At 46.4% G+C, this 15,666-nt stretch carries 12 protein-coding genes and 1 tRNA gene; 9 read left to right on the forward strand and 4 right to left on the reverse strand.

Annotated elements, in window-relative coordinates:
• Window positions 1-126: 126 nt before the first annotated feature.
• The 4 genes from J6I44_RS17685 to J6I44_RS17700 all read right to left on the reverse strand — a co-directional run bounded on the left by J6I44_RS17685 (window position 127) and on the right by J6I44_RS17700 (window position 5,703).
• Window positions 127-1,392, reverse strand: a complete 1,266-nt coding sequence (locus J6I44_RS17685) for a bifunctional 3,4-dihydroxy-2-butanone-4-phosphate synthase/GTP cyclohydrolase II (RefSeq protein ID WP_265767515.1) — start codon at window positions 1,390-1,392, stop codon at window positions 127-129.
• Between the two features lie 15 nt (window positions 1,393-1,407).
• Window positions 1,408-1,716 carry a preprotein translocase subunit YajC gene (gene yajC, locus J6I44_RS17690; RefSeq protein ID WP_265767517.1) on the reverse strand — a complete coding sequence of 103 codons (309 nt, stop codon included), beginning with the start codon at window positions 1,714-1,716 and terminating at the stop codon, window positions 1,408-1,410.
• Between the two features lie 513 nt (window positions 1,717-2,229).
• Window positions 2,230-4,356, reverse strand: a complete 2,127-nt coding sequence (fadJ, locus tag J6I44_RS17695; protein ID WP_265767518.1) for a fatty acid oxidation complex subunit alpha FadJ — start codon at window positions 4,354-4,356, stop codon at window positions 2,230-2,232.
• A gap of 36 nt (window positions 4,357-4,392) precedes the next feature.
• Complete coding sequence (locus J6I44_RS17700; protein ID WP_265767519.1) at window positions 4,393-5,703, reverse strand: acetyl-CoA C-acyltransferase; 1,311 nt, start codon at window positions 5,701-5,703, stop codon at window positions 4,393-4,395.
• Window positions 5,704-5,881: 178 nt separating this feature from the next.
• Here J6I44_RS17700 and J6I44_RS17705 point away from each other — a divergent pair.
• The 9 genes from J6I44_RS17705 (at window position 5,882) to J6I44_RS17745 (ending at window position 15,607) form a co-directional block, all read left to right on the forward strand.
• Window positions 5,882-5,955: transfer RNA gene (locus tag J6I44_RS17705), tRNA-Val, on the forward strand.
• A 203-nt stretch (window positions 5,956-6,158) separates the two neighbouring features.
• Window positions 6,159-6,356 (forward strand): hypothetical protein, encoded by a 198-nt coding sequence (locus J6I44_RS17710; protein ID WP_265767520.1) that lies wholly within the window; start codon window positions 6,159-6,161, stop codon window positions 6,354-6,356.
• 226 nt (window positions 6,357-6,582) lie between these two features.
• On the forward strand, window positions 6,583-6,834 hold the full coding sequence (locus J6I44_RS17715; protein WP_265767522.1) for a hypothetical protein: 252 nt from the start codon (window positions 6,583-6,585) through the stop codon (window positions 6,832-6,834).
• Between the two features lie 120 nt (window positions 6,835-6,954).
• Window positions 6,955-8,241, forward strand: coding sequence for an ergothioneine biosynthesis protein EgtB (gene egtB / locus J6I44_RS17720; RefSeq protein WP_265767523.1), 1,287 nt, complete (start codon window positions 6,955-6,957; stop codon window positions 8,239-8,241).
• Between the two features lie 12 nt (window positions 8,242-8,253).
• Window positions 8,254-9,198: an L-histidine N(alpha)-methyltransferase gene (egtD, locus tag J6I44_RS17725; RefSeq protein ID WP_265767524.1), complete on the forward strand. Its 945-nt coding sequence runs from the start codon at window positions 8,254-8,256 to the stop codon at window positions 9,196-9,198.
• A 294-nt stretch (window positions 9,199-9,492) separates the two neighbouring features.
• Window positions 9,493-10,491 carry an ABC transporter ATP-binding protein gene (locus tag J6I44_RS17730; RefSeq protein ID WP_265767525.1) on the forward strand — a complete coding sequence of 333 codons (999 nt, stop codon included), beginning with the start codon at window positions 9,493-9,495 and terminating at the stop codon, window positions 10,489-10,491.
• 7 nt (window positions 10,492-10,498) lie between these two features.
• On the forward strand, window positions 10,499-12,067 hold the full coding sequence (locus tag J6I44_RS17735) for an ABC transporter permease/substrate-binding protein (RefSeq protein WP_491536873.1): 1,569 nt from the start codon (window positions 10,499-10,501) through the stop codon (window positions 12,065-12,067).
• Window positions 12,068-12,401: 334 nt separating this feature from the next.
• Window positions 12,402-14,927, forward strand: coding sequence for a tetratricopeptide repeat protein (locus J6I44_RS17740; RefSeq protein WP_265767527.1), 2,526 nt, complete (start codon window positions 12,402-12,404; stop codon window positions 14,925-14,927).
• A gap of 11 nt (window positions 14,928-14,938) precedes the next feature.
• Complete coding sequence (locus J6I44_RS17745; protein WP_265767528.1) at window positions 14,939-15,607, forward strand: DUF1266 domain-containing protein; 669 nt, start codon at window positions 14,939-14,941, stop codon at window positions 15,605-15,607.
• Window positions 15,608-15,666 lie beyond the last annotated feature (59 nt).

The following is a 15,666-nucleotide window of genomic DNA, read 5'->3' on the forward strand; positions in this document are numbered from 1 at the left end:
AAAGGAGTTTCTTTTGGGTCAAACGAGGGGCAGGTAGACGGAGAGTAATAGCCTATCTATGTGGACAAGACAAAGAGATGAAAAAATCCCATAGGCAATACTTGGCGCAAGCTATGGGATCACAGGTTATTCGTCGGTAACTATGCTGTCTATAAACTCCGGGCTGTGGGGATCGAGCTCTTCCAGCTCTAACTTGTGGCCCATCTTGTCGCGCTTGGTTTTTAAATAGCGTACGTTTTCCGGGTAGGCGCCCACTTCTATCGGCACGCGTTCGACCATTTCGAGTCCAAAACTTTTAAGTCCCACTCGTTTCACCGGATTGTTGGTCATCAGGCGCATCTTGCAAATGTTCAACGAACGTAGAATCTGAGCCCCCACACCATAATCTCGGTGGTCGGGTTCAAAGCCGAGAGCTTCATTAGCTTCCACGGTATCCATACCCTGTTCCTGCAGCTTATAGGCCTTCAGCTTATTAACCAGTCCAATGCCACGGCCTTCCTGGTTCATATAAAGTACAACGCCGCGGCCTTCTTTTTCGACCTGCAGCAGGGCTTGGTGCAGCTGCTCGCCGCAATCGCAGCGTTTAGATCCAAAAATGTCGCCAGTCATGCATGAAGAGTGTACTCTTACTAACACCGGATCATCTTCATTCCATTGTCCCTTGACTAAGGCTAAGTGATGGTCTCCGGTCAGCCGTTCTTCGAAAGCATGGAGGGCAAAATCGCCATAAATGGTAGGAAGCTCTACGTCTACGAGCTTACGGACGAGCGACTCGTTTTTCATCCGATAGGCAATGAGATCTTTGATACTGATGAGCTTCATGTCGAACTCCTCAGCAATCTCTGCAAGGTCAGGAAGACGGGCCATTGCTCCATTATCCTTCATGATCTCACAGATAACACCGGCAGGTTTTAGTCCGGCCAGCCGAGCCAAATCGATGGATGCTTCCGTATGGCCGGCGCGGCGCATTACGCCGCCTTCTACGCCAATTAAAGGGAATACGTGACCAGGGCGACGGAAGGCGTCGGGTTGGGCATCATCCTGAATCAATTCGTTGATGGTGTTGGCACGATCGGCAGCCGAAATGCCCGTTGAAGTGCGTTCCTTATGATCTATGGAGACCGTAAAGGCGGCTTCGTCCGGATCGGCGCCATCCGTAACCATGTAGTCGAGGTTGAGCTCATAGGCTTTTTGCCGTGTAATGGGCACGCAGATGAGGCCACGCCCATATTTGGCCATAATATTAACTGCTTCGGCCGTCACTTTTTCGGCAGCCATCAAAAAGTCGCCTTCGTTTTCACGGTCTTCGTCATCGGCTACGATGACCATGCGACCCTGCTTGATATCCTCGATAGCAGATTCAATGCTATCGAACGTTATTTCGCCGGACATAGTAGAAAAGGTTTGTTAGTCATTCTGGTTCGGATTCACATCCGTAATGGAACTCTTCTTGAAACGAGCCTTAACGCCGCTGTCAATTTCGGCCAAAACGGTGTCCTCATCAACAGTTTTAACTTGAGCAATCATTCCGCCGGAAGTGACTATTTTATCTCCTTTCTCAAGGTTATCCACCATTTCCTGGATTTTTTTCTGTCGTTGACTCTGAGGACGAATAATGAAGAAATAGAAAATCAAAAAGATAGCTCCCAAAAAGACAAGATTAATCCATCCGGCCTGGTCAGGAGATCCCATAAGAAATAACGCTGCGTTCATCATGAAAAATCAGTTTACTTGTGATCAATAATTTTAAGCTTCTAAAGATACGGTTTTTGTAGCCATGCTCCAATTTTAGGAATTGTTAGTAAACTAAAAAAAATATAGGCTTTTAAAATATCACGGTTTTATTTGAGCGATGATGCCTTCAGCCGTTGGAGAACGGTATGAGAGCTATTGAGAGCAGTCAATTCCCCTTTCTTTGCTGTGATAAGCCTGCCTGCGCGGAGCCTTTATGAAATTAATTATGCGCCTTCCAATGCTTCGGCATAGGCAGACGTCTACGCTTATCACATTATGCGTTGTTTCAAGCGTGGACGCTTGAAATAGCCGGAATAGTCCATCACCAGGCGGATATACTTCAATTTTGTAAGGCCTAACTGTCGCAAGCGACCCGCTTTTGACAGTTATCAGCACGAGCGGACGCTCACGCTATTACAGGGAGGATTGATTTGTTTTGTTGATTCGAACCAGCTCATTCACCATATGCAGGATGATTTTTAACCGCTAAACGGGTTACTCATTATGAAATGTTTTTCCCGAGGAAGCATAATCCTTAAGAATATCGGCGGGTTTGAAGCGTGGCCCCAATCCCTTTTGATAGGTTTCAAGCTGATCGACAATCTTACCAGCCCCTTGTCGATCAATATAGCGGAAAGGTCCTCCCAGGAAAGGAGGGAAGCCGAGCCCCAGTACGGCTCCTAAATCGCCATCGGTGGGGTTACGCAAGATATCGTCTTGCAGGCACCATGCGGCCTCATTGACCATGGTGAGCGCCATGCGTTGTTGAACCGTTTTAGCATCCATAGAAGAGCGATTGGGTCCCCCAAAGTATTGGTAAATATCTTTATTGGGTTCCTTTTTCTTGGTTTTGGATCCCTCCTGCTCATAGTTATAAAACCCTTTCTTGTTTTTCTTGCCTTTATAGCCTTCTTCAAAAAGTTTGGTAGGTTTATCACTGGGACTGAATCCCCGTTGGGAAAATAAGTCGCTCAATACTTTAGTGATATGAGCGGCTACATCGATGCCTACTTCATCAAACAAGGCCGCCGGACCGACCGGAAAGCCAAAATTCTTCATGTGCTTATCCAGTGTTTCAATGGCGATGCCTTCCTCGAGGAGCATCAGCGCTTCATTCATAAAGGGCGCCAGGATGCGGGTGGTATAGAATCCGGGTCCATCGTTAACGACAATGACGTTCTTGCCCTGCTGGATGCCCACTTCACGGGCCGTGGCCGTCACCCAATCGGCCGTTTGGTCGGTGGTAATAATTTCGAGCAGCGGCATCTTTGGGACGGGCGAAAAATAATGCATGCCCAGAACCTGCTCCGGACGCTGAGCAACCTCGGCAATTTTGTGGATAGGCAGGGAGGAGGTATTAGAGGCAAAAATTCCGTCATCCGGAAGAATCTTCTCCGTCTCCCGTAAAATGGACTGCTTGAGATCCAGATCTTCGAACACCGCTTCAATGACTATATCCACATTTTGAAACCCATCGTAGCTGCCAGTGGCCGTGATAAGGCTGGTGGTACGGTCGCGTTCGAAAGAAGAGATGATATGCTTATCTTTCTTCTGGTCAAGGTCTTGCCAGATATGCTTTTTCCCTTCATTGGCTTGTTGGGCATTCTGGTCCTTCAGCAAAACCCGGTATTGCCCATTATCCGCTGAAACATTTGCAATACCAGCCCCCATAAGTCCGGCCCCTAAGACGCCTATTTTACGAACTTCGGCCGCCTTATCTTTATCGGGGTTTTTCTTCGCCCCTTGCATTGCAAAAAATAAGTTGACCATCGCTTCCGACTCAGGTGTAGCGGCAAGACGACCAAAATTTCTGGATTCCAGATCCAGGCCGGCCCGCATACCGTTTTCATATCCTTCTTCTACACAGTCGATGATTAGCGGGGGCGCGGGGTAATTACCCTTGGTGTTAGATTGGGCTCGCTTTCGGGCCTGCGAGTAAATGATCTTCCGAAGTGGACTCAGCCCTTCCATCAGTTGATGCAGCAGGGAGCGCTTATCCTTACGCTCAAACTTTTCGTTATTCAATTTTAGCACGGCCGTTTTGGCTGCTTTCAGGATAGCATCTTTGTGGGTCAGTTCATCCACCAAGCCGAGTTTGTGTGCTTTATGCGGATAAATATTTTTGCCCGTCAGCAGGTAGGTCAGTGCATTCTGGATGCCGATGAGCCGGGGCAGCCGTTGGGTGCCTCCGCCGCCGGGGAGAAGTCCTAATTGAACTTCGGGCTGACCCATGACGGTCTTGTCATGGTCAGAAGCTACACGGTAATGGCAGGCCATGGCGACTTCAAGTCCACCGCCCAGGCACGAACCATGGATGGCGGCTACAATAGGCTTATCAAAATGTTCCAGTTCCAGGAGAAGCTCATTGCCGCGCTGGCTGAGCTCTTCAATCTCTTCGGGAGCTTGTTTGTTTTTCAGCATTTCCACATCAGCACCGGCAATAAAATTTTGCTTCTTTCCGCTGATTAATACGATGCCGTCTATGGAAGCCGGGTCGGTATTTTGGAGCAGATCCTGGAATTCAGCAATCAGCTCTTCATTCAGTTTATTGACTTTTTCACCGGCCTGATCAAGCGTTACAATCAGAATGTTGTCTTCTAACTGTGTAGATAAATAACTCATGGTAAAGATATCCTAATAATTATTATACCAACTTATTTAACCGTCGTATCGCTCAAGAATCATGGCATGGCCCTGTCCGCCGGCAGCACAGGCCGCAACCAGAGCAAGGGTCCCATCCTCATGGTGTAGCCGATTAGCAGCTGTTGTCACTAAGCGAGTGCCGGTAGCCCCAAAAGGATGGCCCAGGGAAAGGGAGCCGCCCCAGCAATTGAATTTATCCATAGGAATGTCACCAACTTTTTGACTGCGGTTCAGCTTTTCCTTTGCGAAGGTATCGGAATTCAGGGCCTTGAGAACCGTCAGAATTTGACCGGCAAAAGCTTCATGGAATTCAAATACATCAATATCCGAAAGGGTGAGTCCCATGGCATCCAGCACTTTGGGCGTTGCATAGGCCGGGCCGAGCAATAACTCCTCTTCCGGGTCCTGGGCGACGTAAGTATAAGATCGCAGATATGCCTTCGGCTGAAGCCCAATTTCTTTGGCCTTGTTTTTTTCTACAATCAGTGAAGCTGAGGCTCCGTCGGTCAGAAAAGAAGAGTTGCCGGCCGTAATGGTTCCGTGGGGTTTAATAAAAGCAGGGCTTAGTTTCTCCAGCTTATCCATGGAAGTGTCTTCCCGGAAGCCGTTATCATGTTCGATGGTCTCAAAGCCAGGGGGGATGGCTGCGGCTAAGAGTTCCTCGTCAAGAAATCCCTCGTGGGTCGCTTTGGCTGCCAGCTGATGTGAGCGCAGTGCATATTCATCCTGTGCCTTGCGGCTGATTCCAAAGTGTGCAGCCATACGATCACAGCTTTCGCCCATTGTTTCACCGGTAGAAAATTCGGCAATGGCGGGGATTTCGGGCAGCAGGTCGGATGGGCGCAATCCTTTAAAGAAAGAGAGCCAATCGCTAATGGACTTATATTTCCGGGCATCCAGTAGCTTTTGACGGAACTTACGCCGAAACCGGATCGGGATATCTGACATGGTTTCGGTACCACCGGCCAGTACAATCCTGGCTTGTCCCGTACGTATGAGGTCTACCGCGGATGAGACGGCTTGGTTAGAAGAAATACAGGCTTGGGTAACGGTATGAGCAGGAATTGAGTTAGGAAGACCGGCACCGAGGGCAGATTCTCGAGCCACGTTGCTGGTATTAACATCCTGAATAACGCACCCCATAATAATGCGGTCAATGTCCTGGCCGTTAATTGAAGACCGACCGATTAGGCCTTCGATAGCCATTCGGCCGAGATCATAAGCCATCATTTTTTTGTAGCCGGTGCCTGACCGCAGAAAAGGGATACGAGCACCATCGACTAAAACCGCTTCTTTTTGTGTATTATTTCGTGATTGATCCGCCATATTTTAGTTTGTATTTAAAAATATGATGTATTCCCAAACGCTAAGATGGGTTATAAACATTCATAAGTCAAGCTAAAAGGTTAACGCTGTTAACCTACAGGAAAATTGTGTGGCGAAATAGAAACAATATTCTTTTGTATAAGAAGAAAAGTATCTGTATATTTTGCACTCTTAAAAAGGGCGATTAACTCAGCGGTTTAGAGTGCTTCCCTTACAAGGAAGAAGTCGTAGGTTCGAATCCTTCATCGCCCACAATATTTTAACCCTGTTTAGAGTTATCTAAGCAGGGTTTTGTTATTTTGGTAGGCTTTTAATTCAAGCACCTTATAGATAGCGTCATTCTTGCAAAATCCGCTTTAAACTGCTTTATTGGGTATGAAACAAGTGTATACCTCATGTTTCGATGCAAAAAATTTCGTTTTACCACTATCAAGGAAAAAAGATTAAAATCTATTATGGCTCAGAAAATAGAAAAGTTTGAAGAAATGATAGAGAATCCAACAGCCCATCAGTTGAAGTCATATTATGATGCGAAGGAGAAAGCTTGTTTAGATGCAATGAAGTCGACAAAATCCAAAAACCCTCACAATAAAGGGTCAAATTTGGCAGAATTTTGGGATTATGTCTACCAGCAGTTTTATGAAATTCAATAGACAAACATTATAATTTTTTCATTTTACAGGAAATAGCTTGTAAAAATTAGATTTTACAAGCTATTTTTATTTAAATTATATATCGTGTTATATATATGTAAAAAACATATATAATGGAACTATAAAGGTTAGGTTAGAGTTATAGTAGGTTCCAGTTAAGGATTTTTTCAGGTGTGTTAAGTTAGAAAATACAATTTAAATTAGATCCAATTTCAGGGAGAATTATATGGATATTAAATTCGTAAATCGAGAAAAAATACAAAATGCCAAAAAGCGGTCATCTAAGTTTAAGCCTCTCTTAGAAGCATTAAGCCAGCTCGAAGTTGGAGGTGATGCCATTGAGGTGCCATACGAAGATGATAAAAATGTAAACTCGATGAGAACCGCTGTTTACCAGTTTAACCAGGACGAAGGTGTTAAAATAAAAAGCGGAAAAGATTCTGACCGGAAGAAAATTTATTTCTACCGCGAAGAGTGAGTGGCATCTACGCAATAGGTATAGGCTTACATAAAAAGTAAGAGACAGTAGAACTGTATAGCTACAAGAGGTTGTTATACAAACTAAATAGGTAAAACGCAGTTCCTAAGTTTATTCTGTATGGCTGCTAAGAACGTTAAGGATTCTCTTGCCAAGCCGGATGCTGAACATCTAAAAGAAAGGTATACTGCCATACGGTCGTTTAGTGAGGCACTGGTGGAGCCACTGGAAACGGAGGACTTTGTCATCCAGGCGGTGGAACACACCAGTCCAACGAAATGGCATCTGGCTCATGTGAGTTGGTTTTATGAGACCTTTGTGTTGGAAAAAGCTTTTTCCAACTACGAGTCTATGCATCCGCAATATGCCTATATCTTTAACTCCTATTATCTGCAGACGGGCGAGCCTCATCAGCGATCGAAACGTGGATTACTTTCCCGGCCCACGGTAAGTGAAGTGTTCGAGTACCGGAAATATGTGAATAATAAAATATTGCAGTTTCTTGATACGGCTTCGGAGCAACAGCTCCAGGAATTTGGTCCGGTCATTGAAATTGGCAATCACCACGAACAGCAGCATCAGGAATTGATGCTCACGGATCTCAAATTTCTGTTTGCCCAGAATCCATTGAAACCGCCGTATCGTGAGTTGGAAACGTCACCCCAGAAAGAGGCCGATGATCTCAATTGGATCTCTTTTGAGGAAGGGGTGTATCATATCGGTAACGAAGGAAAAGAATATACCTATGACAATGAGCAGCCCCGGCACCGTAAGTTTTTAGAGCCCTTTGAGCTCTCGGACCGACTTATCACCAATGCTGAATTCATCGACTTTATTGAGGCCGATGGGTATCGGCGATCTGAGCTGTGGCTTGATGAGGGATGGGCGACCGTGAATGAAGAGGAATGGAGAGCTCCACTTTATTGGTTTAAAAAGGAAGGGGCGTGGCATTATTATACGCTTGGAGGTGTGAAGAAAGTCAACCCAGGTGAACCGGTAACTCACCTCAGTTATTACGAAGCTGATGCTTATGCACGATGGGCTGATGCCCGGCTCCCTACGGAAGCAGAATGGGAGGTTGCAGCAGAAGGACTGCCCTACGAAGGTAATTTTGTAGAACAAGGTTTGTATCATCCGAGGCCAGCCCGCTCTAATGATACAACCCTAAAACAGATGTTTGGTGATGTATGGGAGTGGACCATGAGTTCTTATGAACCTTATCCGGGGTATGAGCCGCTGCCCGGAGCCCTGGGCGAATATAACGGCAAGTTTATGTGCAGCCAATATGTGTTGCGTGGCGGATCGTGTGCAACTTCACAAACCCATATCCGGAAAACCTATCGCAATTTTTTCTACCCCGATGCACGCTGGCAATTTAATGGCTTTCGATTAGCTCGAAACGTTTAGATGTTTTTAGATATGGATAATCAGCTGTCATTACAGCAACCGTCCGTTGCCCAAGAAGTGTTACAAGGCATGCAGCAGAAGCAGAAACAGCTGCCGGCCAAGCTTTTTTATGATGAGAAAGGGTCAACGCTATTTGAGCAGATTACGGGTCTGGAGGAATATTACCTCACGAGGACAGAGCGAGCTATTCTCCGGTCCAATATTGAAGAAATTGTTGACCATGTAGCACCCGGATCTACCCTTATTGAGCTGGGCAGTGGAAGTAGCCGTAAGACGCGCTCCTTGCTTGAAAGCCTGCCGTCACTCAACGCCTATGTACCCGTTGATATATCAGAAGCTTACTTATTAAAAGTGGTTAGTCAGCTACGGGTTGAGTATCCAAGGATAAATATTATCCCGGTCTTTGCCGACTATACTCAACCTTTTCAGGTGCCCCACCTTCAAGAGGAAAATGCTTCGCAGCTCATTTTCTTTCCGGGCTCAACAATCGGTAATTTCCATCCCGGGCAGGCTCAATCATTTTTCGAAAACCTGGTGTCGCTCACCGATGGCAAGGCCCAAATGCTAATTGGGGTAGATCTGAAGAAAGACAAAGAGATTTTGGAGGCTGCCTATAATGACACAAAAGGAATAACGGCAGAGTTTAATAAGAATATGCTGGTGCGTATTAATCGGGAATTGGAAGCTGATTTTGAGATCGACCAGTATGCCCATCGTGCTTTCTTTAATGAAACCAAAGGGCGTATCGAAATGCACCTCGTCTCAAAGAAAGAACAGACGGTGAACATTGAGGAAGAACAGTTTAAGTTGGAGGCCGGAGAATCCATCCACACCGAAAATTCGTATAAATATTCTCTGGATGAGTTCCGGAAGCTGGTAGATCCTTGGTTTTCAGTCGAGCAGGTGTGGACCGATGACCAACAGCTTTTTTCATTACAGCTACTGCAGAAGAAATGATTTCTACTGCTCATCTTTTATTTATTCCAGGATCGGAGTAGTAGTTCAAAAATGATATTATGAAATGGATTTTTTTCGCCCTGAAAACGATGGATTTAGTCTTTACTCTCCGAAAATGTTTCTTTTCATCTTCGTAGCAGTCCTTATTGTCGGCTCTTTTCTGCTTCAAATGAGTATGGGGATTTGTCCGGTGCCCCGGTAGCCCAAATTTGTTGGCAGCCTTTACAAATTATTGTACTATACCCATTGACATTGCCAGCAATATTGTTCTTATAATAGTACTAGCCAACCATTTTGATTGAACTGCAAAAAGTTTCCAAATATTACGGACAAAAGGCAGCGGTTGTCGATTTATCCTTCAAAATTGAAGAAGGAGAAATATTTGGACTCATCGGCACCAGCGGATGTGGCAAGACAACCACTTTAAAAATGATCAATCGGCTGGTAACCCCTTCTTCAGGCCATATTTTAATTAACGGAGAGGATATAAATAGCCAGCCATCGGAAACGCTCCGTAGGCACATTGGATATGTGATTCAGAATGTGGGGCTTTTTCCACATTATACGGTGCAGCAAAATATCGCTACGGTACCCAGGCTGTTGCAATGGGATGATCAACGTATCAGTGAGCGTACTCAGCAGCTGTTACGAATGGTGGGCCTGGAACCGGAGACGTTTGCCCGCCGCGCACCGGATGAATTGAGCGGGGGACAACAGCAGCGGGTAGGTTTGGCGCGGGCACTGGCCGCAGATCCGCCTATCATCTTGATGGATGAGCCGTTTGGGGCCCTGGATCCTATTACCAAGCAGCAGGTCCGTGGTGAAGTCAAACAGCTTTTGAAGAATATCCAAAAGACCATCGTGCTGGTGACACACGATGTGGGAGAAGCTTTTGATATGTGCGATCGCCTCTGCCTGCTCGATCAGGGGAAAGTACAACAGGTTGGTACGCCCAGGGAGCTGTTGTTTAATCCCCAAAATGATTTTGTGGATTCGTTCTTTAAATCTAACCGCCTGCAGCTTGAGATGATGAGTATAACTACAGGCGATATCCTGGAAATTCTTCAGTCCTCAGCCGATACTCCGAGATCCTTTTCGGAGGGGTTCGAGGGAAATGGTCCGCGGGCGGCGGCGAATGACAGCTTTTTTTCGGTATTCCAGGATGCTAAGCCAGAGGCGCATTCTTATGTGATTTATGACAAAGAAGATCAGCCGGTTGCCTCTGTTACTTCGGAACAATTGCTCTCGGGATTCTACCGGGTGCGCCATAAACTGAAAGAAAAACAGGGGTAGGGATATGATGGCTGACTTGTGGCATTTTATCCTGAGCAACCAGACTGAGTTATTTGGTCAGACGATTGAGCACCTTGGGTTGACCTTTATTTCTATTCTGATTGCCGTGATGTTAGGCATCCCCGTTGGACTTCTGGCTACCCGGCATGAGAATATATCCGGTCCGGTGCTGGGGGCGGTGGGGGTAATTCAAACGATACCGAGTATTGCCCTGCTGGGATTTATGCTGCCCCTGCTGGGGATTGGCCCGCTGCCTGCTATTGCTGCTCTTTTCCTTTATGCCTTACTGCCGATCGTCCGGAATACCTATTCCGGCATTAAAGAAGTGGATTCGTCCGTCATTGAATCGGCCCGGGGGATGGGCATGACCGATGGACAAATTTTACGAAAGGTACAGCTACCGCTGGCCACCCCCGTCATTTTTGCGGGCATCCGGACGGCTACGGTGATCAATGTAGGCGTTGCTACGCTCTGTGCGCTAATCGGGGCCGGGGGGCTCGGCGAGTTCATTTTTCGGGGCATATCGCTCAACAATTCTGTTATGATTATGGCGGGAGCACTGCCGGCGGCCCTGCTGGCCCTCGCTTTCGATTTTATCCTGGGATTCCTGGAGCGCAAGGCCTCCACATTGTTAAAACCACTGAGCTATGGATTGGCAGTAGTCATGATTTTTGTATCCATCTATGCTATTGCAACAACATTTAACGTTGACACCTTTAAAGCGGGTATCCCACCGGAATTTCTGGAACGGGCCGATGGCTACCAGGGATTGAAGGAAGGGTATGAGCTGGCCGATATGCCGATTGTGGAGATGAACGCAGCCCTGACCTACCAGGCTCTGAGTAATGGAAAGGTGGATGTGATTGTGGGCTATTCCACGGATGGGCGCATAGAAGCTTTCGATCTGAAGGTGCTGGAAGATGACCGTGAGTACTTTCCGCCCTATGAGGCCGCCCCGATCGTGAAGCGGGACTTTATGCAAGAGAATCCTGAAGTTATAGAAGCCGTCAGTAAGCTGGCAGAAAAAATCACTACGCGGCAAATGATCAGCCTGAATAGTGCGGTGGATCAGGGGCAGCAGGCTGAAGCCGAGGTTGCCAAAGCATTTCTGGATAGCCTGGGTTTTAAAACAGATATCGATCGGCAGGGAACACCGGATTTGCTGATCGGCGGAAAGCTGCAGACCGAACAGTTTCTCTTGGCTCATATGTATCAGATGCTGATTGAAAACTATACCGCTCTGGACGTCGGGCTTCGTACCGGTTTGGCAGGCACCCAGATCGTATTTAAGGCATTGCTGAACGACGAAATACAGCTCTACCCCGAATATACGGGCACCGGCCTGCACGTACTCCTGGATGCAGAGCAGGACGTCGTAGATAGCCTGAGCAATAATGCGGAGGCGGTATATCATTATGTACAGGAGCAATCAAAGCAACGGTTTGACTTGCAGTGGCTAAAGCCGATCGGTTTTGAAAACAGCTACGCCCTGATTATGCGAAAAAAACAGGCTGGCGAACGGGGTATTGAGTCGATCAGTGATCTGTCAGAATATCTTCAGAATTCTGACTACTGAATACAGCTTTTTCAAATAATCACGCATATTACATCCGTCATCTCTTCAAAGTAGAATTGTAATTTTTGATCGGATTGTCGTAGTATATCAGGCAAGGAGAAACGTTTGGGCCGCCCGGTACCGGCGGATGTGATAAAACGACGACGCTCTAAATGTTTAATCGCCTAAATGAACCTGCATCGTCGGTTAGTAGCCGCACGTGGAGCATTTTCAAGTGTGGGTTACTGATCCAAACTTTCCCCGGAAAATGTGTCCCGGGAGGTAGAGTTGTAATATCTGTTAGATAACACTTGCCAGAGTTTGATACACCAAAAACAAAACTTAAGAACGAAAATTGAAATCATCAGATAAAGAGCAACAAAGCGATAGGTCAAAAACGCTTCAGGAGATAGAAAAGCAAATTAAAAGCATTGATTTTGACCGGGATACCGGTCAGTTTGTGACGCTTTTGGGCCGATACCGACAGATAAGTAGGGAAATAAACCTGGCACAGGAAGGACAAAAGCCTCCGTTGAAGCAAGCTGTCGAAAGACACGAAGGGAAAGATATACAAACGCCCGGCCAGCTTGTTGCCCGTTTTACGGAAATTTACCAACAGCTTGAAACGCGGTATGATTTATCATACTGGAAATCGGCCATCAAAAATGCCCGGGAAAATACCACAAGCCAACCGGGAGCCTATTGCATGCCCATTATCGAATTTTTATCGGGGCATTCGTTACTTAAGTCAGAGGTTTTCGCACTGCTAAAACGGTCTTTCCCGTTTGTAGCTTTGTTTCGGTCTCCGGAGTGGGAAGACCTGAAAGCCAATAATGAAAAGAATTACCCTTTTCTGGAAAGCATCGTTGATCGGGGAAATTTTGAACTCGACCTGTTAATAGATGCGATACCCATCTACCAATATGAACCCCAGAAATTAGATTTTATTCTTCCCACCATTTTACATGCTACCGGCTTACAAAGAAATGGCCGGAACAAGGAGGCTTTTCAGGCCATCGCTCAAATAGAGCCGGAAAATATGCCGCTGGTGGGTTGGCAGCGTTTGCTCCAGATCCTTTATCAATCGGCTGTTTTGCAGGAAAACGAGAAAGCAAAAGAACTCTTCGTTACAACCATGGGTGATGCCGTGCAGCGTTTTCCCAATGATGAAGAGCTGCTGTACCTGCAAAGGGCCTTTCTTTTTGAGACACGCCCCGCAGTTGAAAACAAAGCGGATTTAATCTCGATGATAAAAGAACACCCGCTTCAACTTAAATTGCTCTTCCTCCTGGGAAAATGTTGTCTGGACCTGAAGGAGTTCAACGCGGGCCACGTCATTTTTAAAAAACTCTCGGAAATCAACCCAACCAACCTGGAATATGCTGCTTATGTCACCCTCTCATTGAACGGCATCTTGAGCCGGTCGGTAAAGGGGCATGCCAAAGAAGAAGGGCCAAAAGCATATTACAAACGTATGTTACAGCAATTGGAATTGGACATCTTTGATCTGGTAGAAGTCCCGAAAGAGCACATTGATGATCCGGATATTAAAGCTCTGAAGATATATGCCCATTCAGCTTCCCGTGCGCAATACAATGGTAGCCATGAACCCGGCGATCTGCCCGAGACCTTGCACAATGCTCTAAGTCTGGCTACCAACAAAGAGGTCAGAGTGTTTCTTATCGATAAGCTGATGGTACACTACCCGAACTTAGACGATCTTCTGGAGGCCAAAGAAATGGTTCTTCGCTTCTACAAAGAGTTTCCCGACGCCCACCCTACCGTTTTTGCTATGGCAGGCATTTACATGGCTGAAAACAATTATGAGCAGGCTTTGTCTTTTTACGAAAAAGCAAGGGATTTAAATCCCCAAAACATCTACGCCTGTCAGGGGGTAGCCAGGGCAGCTTTGCATTTACAGCAGTATGATAAATCCATAGAAGCCAGCCGTATTTTTCAACACGAACGAAGGTATGACCGGGCTGGTTTCTACTGCATGGGTAAGAGCTATTTTGACATGGGCGAATATGACAAGGCCTACACAAATTTTAAATGGATGGTACAGCTAATCAGGCCCCAGCCCAGTGCCCACGACCAGTATGTGTTTATGGCATCTCTCGGCAAGCATGTGGCTCAATTAGATAAAAAAGCGCAGAAGTCGCTTTTCTGGAAAAGGGAAATAGAGGAAGCTTTACAGCTTTTCGATTCCCTGAAGAAAGAAGGGCTTGGAGACTCTAAGCAGGGCCGGTGGGCAGTTTTTCATGCCGCCAAGCTTTGTGAGCACATCGCGAAATTTGAAAAAGGTCTGGAATACCTCAACTTGGTTATAGATATGTGGCGTTCGGCAGGAATTTACAACCTGGGTGATGCAGCGACACTGAAAACCCGCTTTCTGATGATGTTACTACGCATGGATGAGGCCAAAGATTTCTTGCAAAATTACATAAGCTATCTGGAACGCGAGCAAATCGACCAAGAATATCTCAAGACCTGCCAATCGCTTATGGCAGAATTAGAGCAACAATATGTTGAAGAAGACGATGAATACATGAAAGAATTGCGGGCACTGGTGCTGAACGCGGCAACAGAACCCCATAGATGGCGACCGGAATTTGTAGAACTAATGCGAAAAGCCATGATGGCACAGGCACATCCCCAAATGGTTTTTATTGGAGAACGTTATTTTCAGCAATACGGGACGCAACCCGATGAAGACGATATCTTTATGTCGTTTTGGACGGCTAAAGCCTACAAGGAATTCGAACGATGGGAAAATGCGAAACCTCATTTCCAAAACTGCCTGGATTTAGGAGCCTATTATCCGAAGAAGTATTACAACCTTATCACCATGGCCGGCAATTATCTTCGTAATAATGCTTAAACAGGAGAAATATGAATCAATTTAAATACGAAAACCCCGACCAACTGAGCCAGAAACAATTGTGGTTGCTGGCCACTTCCGCCATGTTGGCCCAGCTTAATAACCAACGCCACGACACCCTGATGCCGAAAGGAGATTATACACATCCCGAACTGGTAGAAAACATCCGGCATGTGCTTACCCGCGACTGGGAAATCAACAACCTGGCGGATTTGAGCGATACGATCAAAACACTGAACGAAAAAAAGTCTTTCACAGGCGAACTAAATACCTGGGAAGTACTCAGTGGAGAAGAACTGAAAATAGCCGCTACTAAAAAAGACCAGCTGGGCGATTATAGCCATGTTATGGATATGGTACATAACTACCGGGATAGTCTGCCGGGTGGCGACATGGCCTGGCACTACGGCCGCTGTTCGTGGTTGATCCGGATGTCGGCATTCCTGAAATACATAACGGAAGAAGAAGCCTGGGCGCTGCTGGAAGACAACGGCCGGCGCATTAAAACCGTTTTTTCGTCGTGGGCAGAATTCGGGCTTTCTTATATGGTGGGAGCCCAGTATTGGAGAAGAAATACCTATACACCGGAAGCCGTGAGGCGATATACCAAGCATTTTCAGTTTTTGATCACTAATAAAGAGTCTCCATGGACGCATGTTTCATGGGGGATAGAGTTGTAAGAGTGATTGAATTAACATTATAGGATGCAATTTCGCTGCAGCAACCCAATGGGGTGGGC

Source organism: Fodinibius salsisoli (genome assembly GCF_026229185.1).
In the GTDB taxonomy this organism is placed as follows: Bacteria; Bacteroidota; Rhodothermia; order Balneolales; family Balneolaceae; genus Fodinibius; species Fodinibius salsisoli.

Excerpts from the sequence above, each read along its gene's own strand:
- J6I44_RS17700 (WP_265767519.1), bottom strand. The coding sequence starts at position 5,703 with ATGGCGGATCAATCACGAAATAATACACAAAAAGAAGCGGTTTTAGTC.
- J6I44_RS17745 (WP_265767528.1), top strand. The coding sequence starts at position 14,939 with ATGAATCAATTTAAATACGAAAACCCCGACCAACTGAGCCAGAAACAA.
- J6I44_RS17710 (WP_265767520.1), top strand. The coding sequence starts at position 6,159 with ATGGCTCAGAAAATAGAAAAGTTTGAAGAAATGATAGAGAATCCAACA.
- fadJ (WP_265767518.1), bottom strand. The coding sequence starts at position 4,356 with ATGAGTTATTTATCTACACAGTTAGAAGACAACATTCTGATTGTAACG.
- egtB (WP_265767523.1), top strand. The coding sequence starts at position 6,955 with ATGGCTGCTAAGAACGTTAAGGATTCTCTTGCCAAGCCGGATGCTGAA.
- egtD (WP_265767524.1), top strand. The coding sequence starts at position 8,254 with ATGGATAATCAGCTGTCATTACAGCAACCGTCCGTTGCCCAAGAAGTG.
- J6I44_RS17715 (WP_265767522.1), top strand. The coding sequence starts at position 6,583 with ATGGATATTAAATTCGTAAATCGAGAAAAAATACAAAATGCCAAAAAG.
- J6I44_RS17735 (WP_491536873.1), top strand. The coding sequence starts at position 10,499 with ATGGCTGACTTGTGGCATTTTATCCTGAGCAACCAGACTGAGTTATTT.
- J6I44_RS17685 (WP_265767515.1), bottom strand. The coding sequence starts at position 1,392 with ATGTCCGGCGAAATAACGTTCGATAGCATTGAATCTGCTATCGAGGAT.
- yajC (WP_265767517.1), bottom strand. The coding sequence starts at position 1,716 with ATGATGAACGCAGCGTTATTTCTTATGGGATCTCCTGACCAGGCCGGA.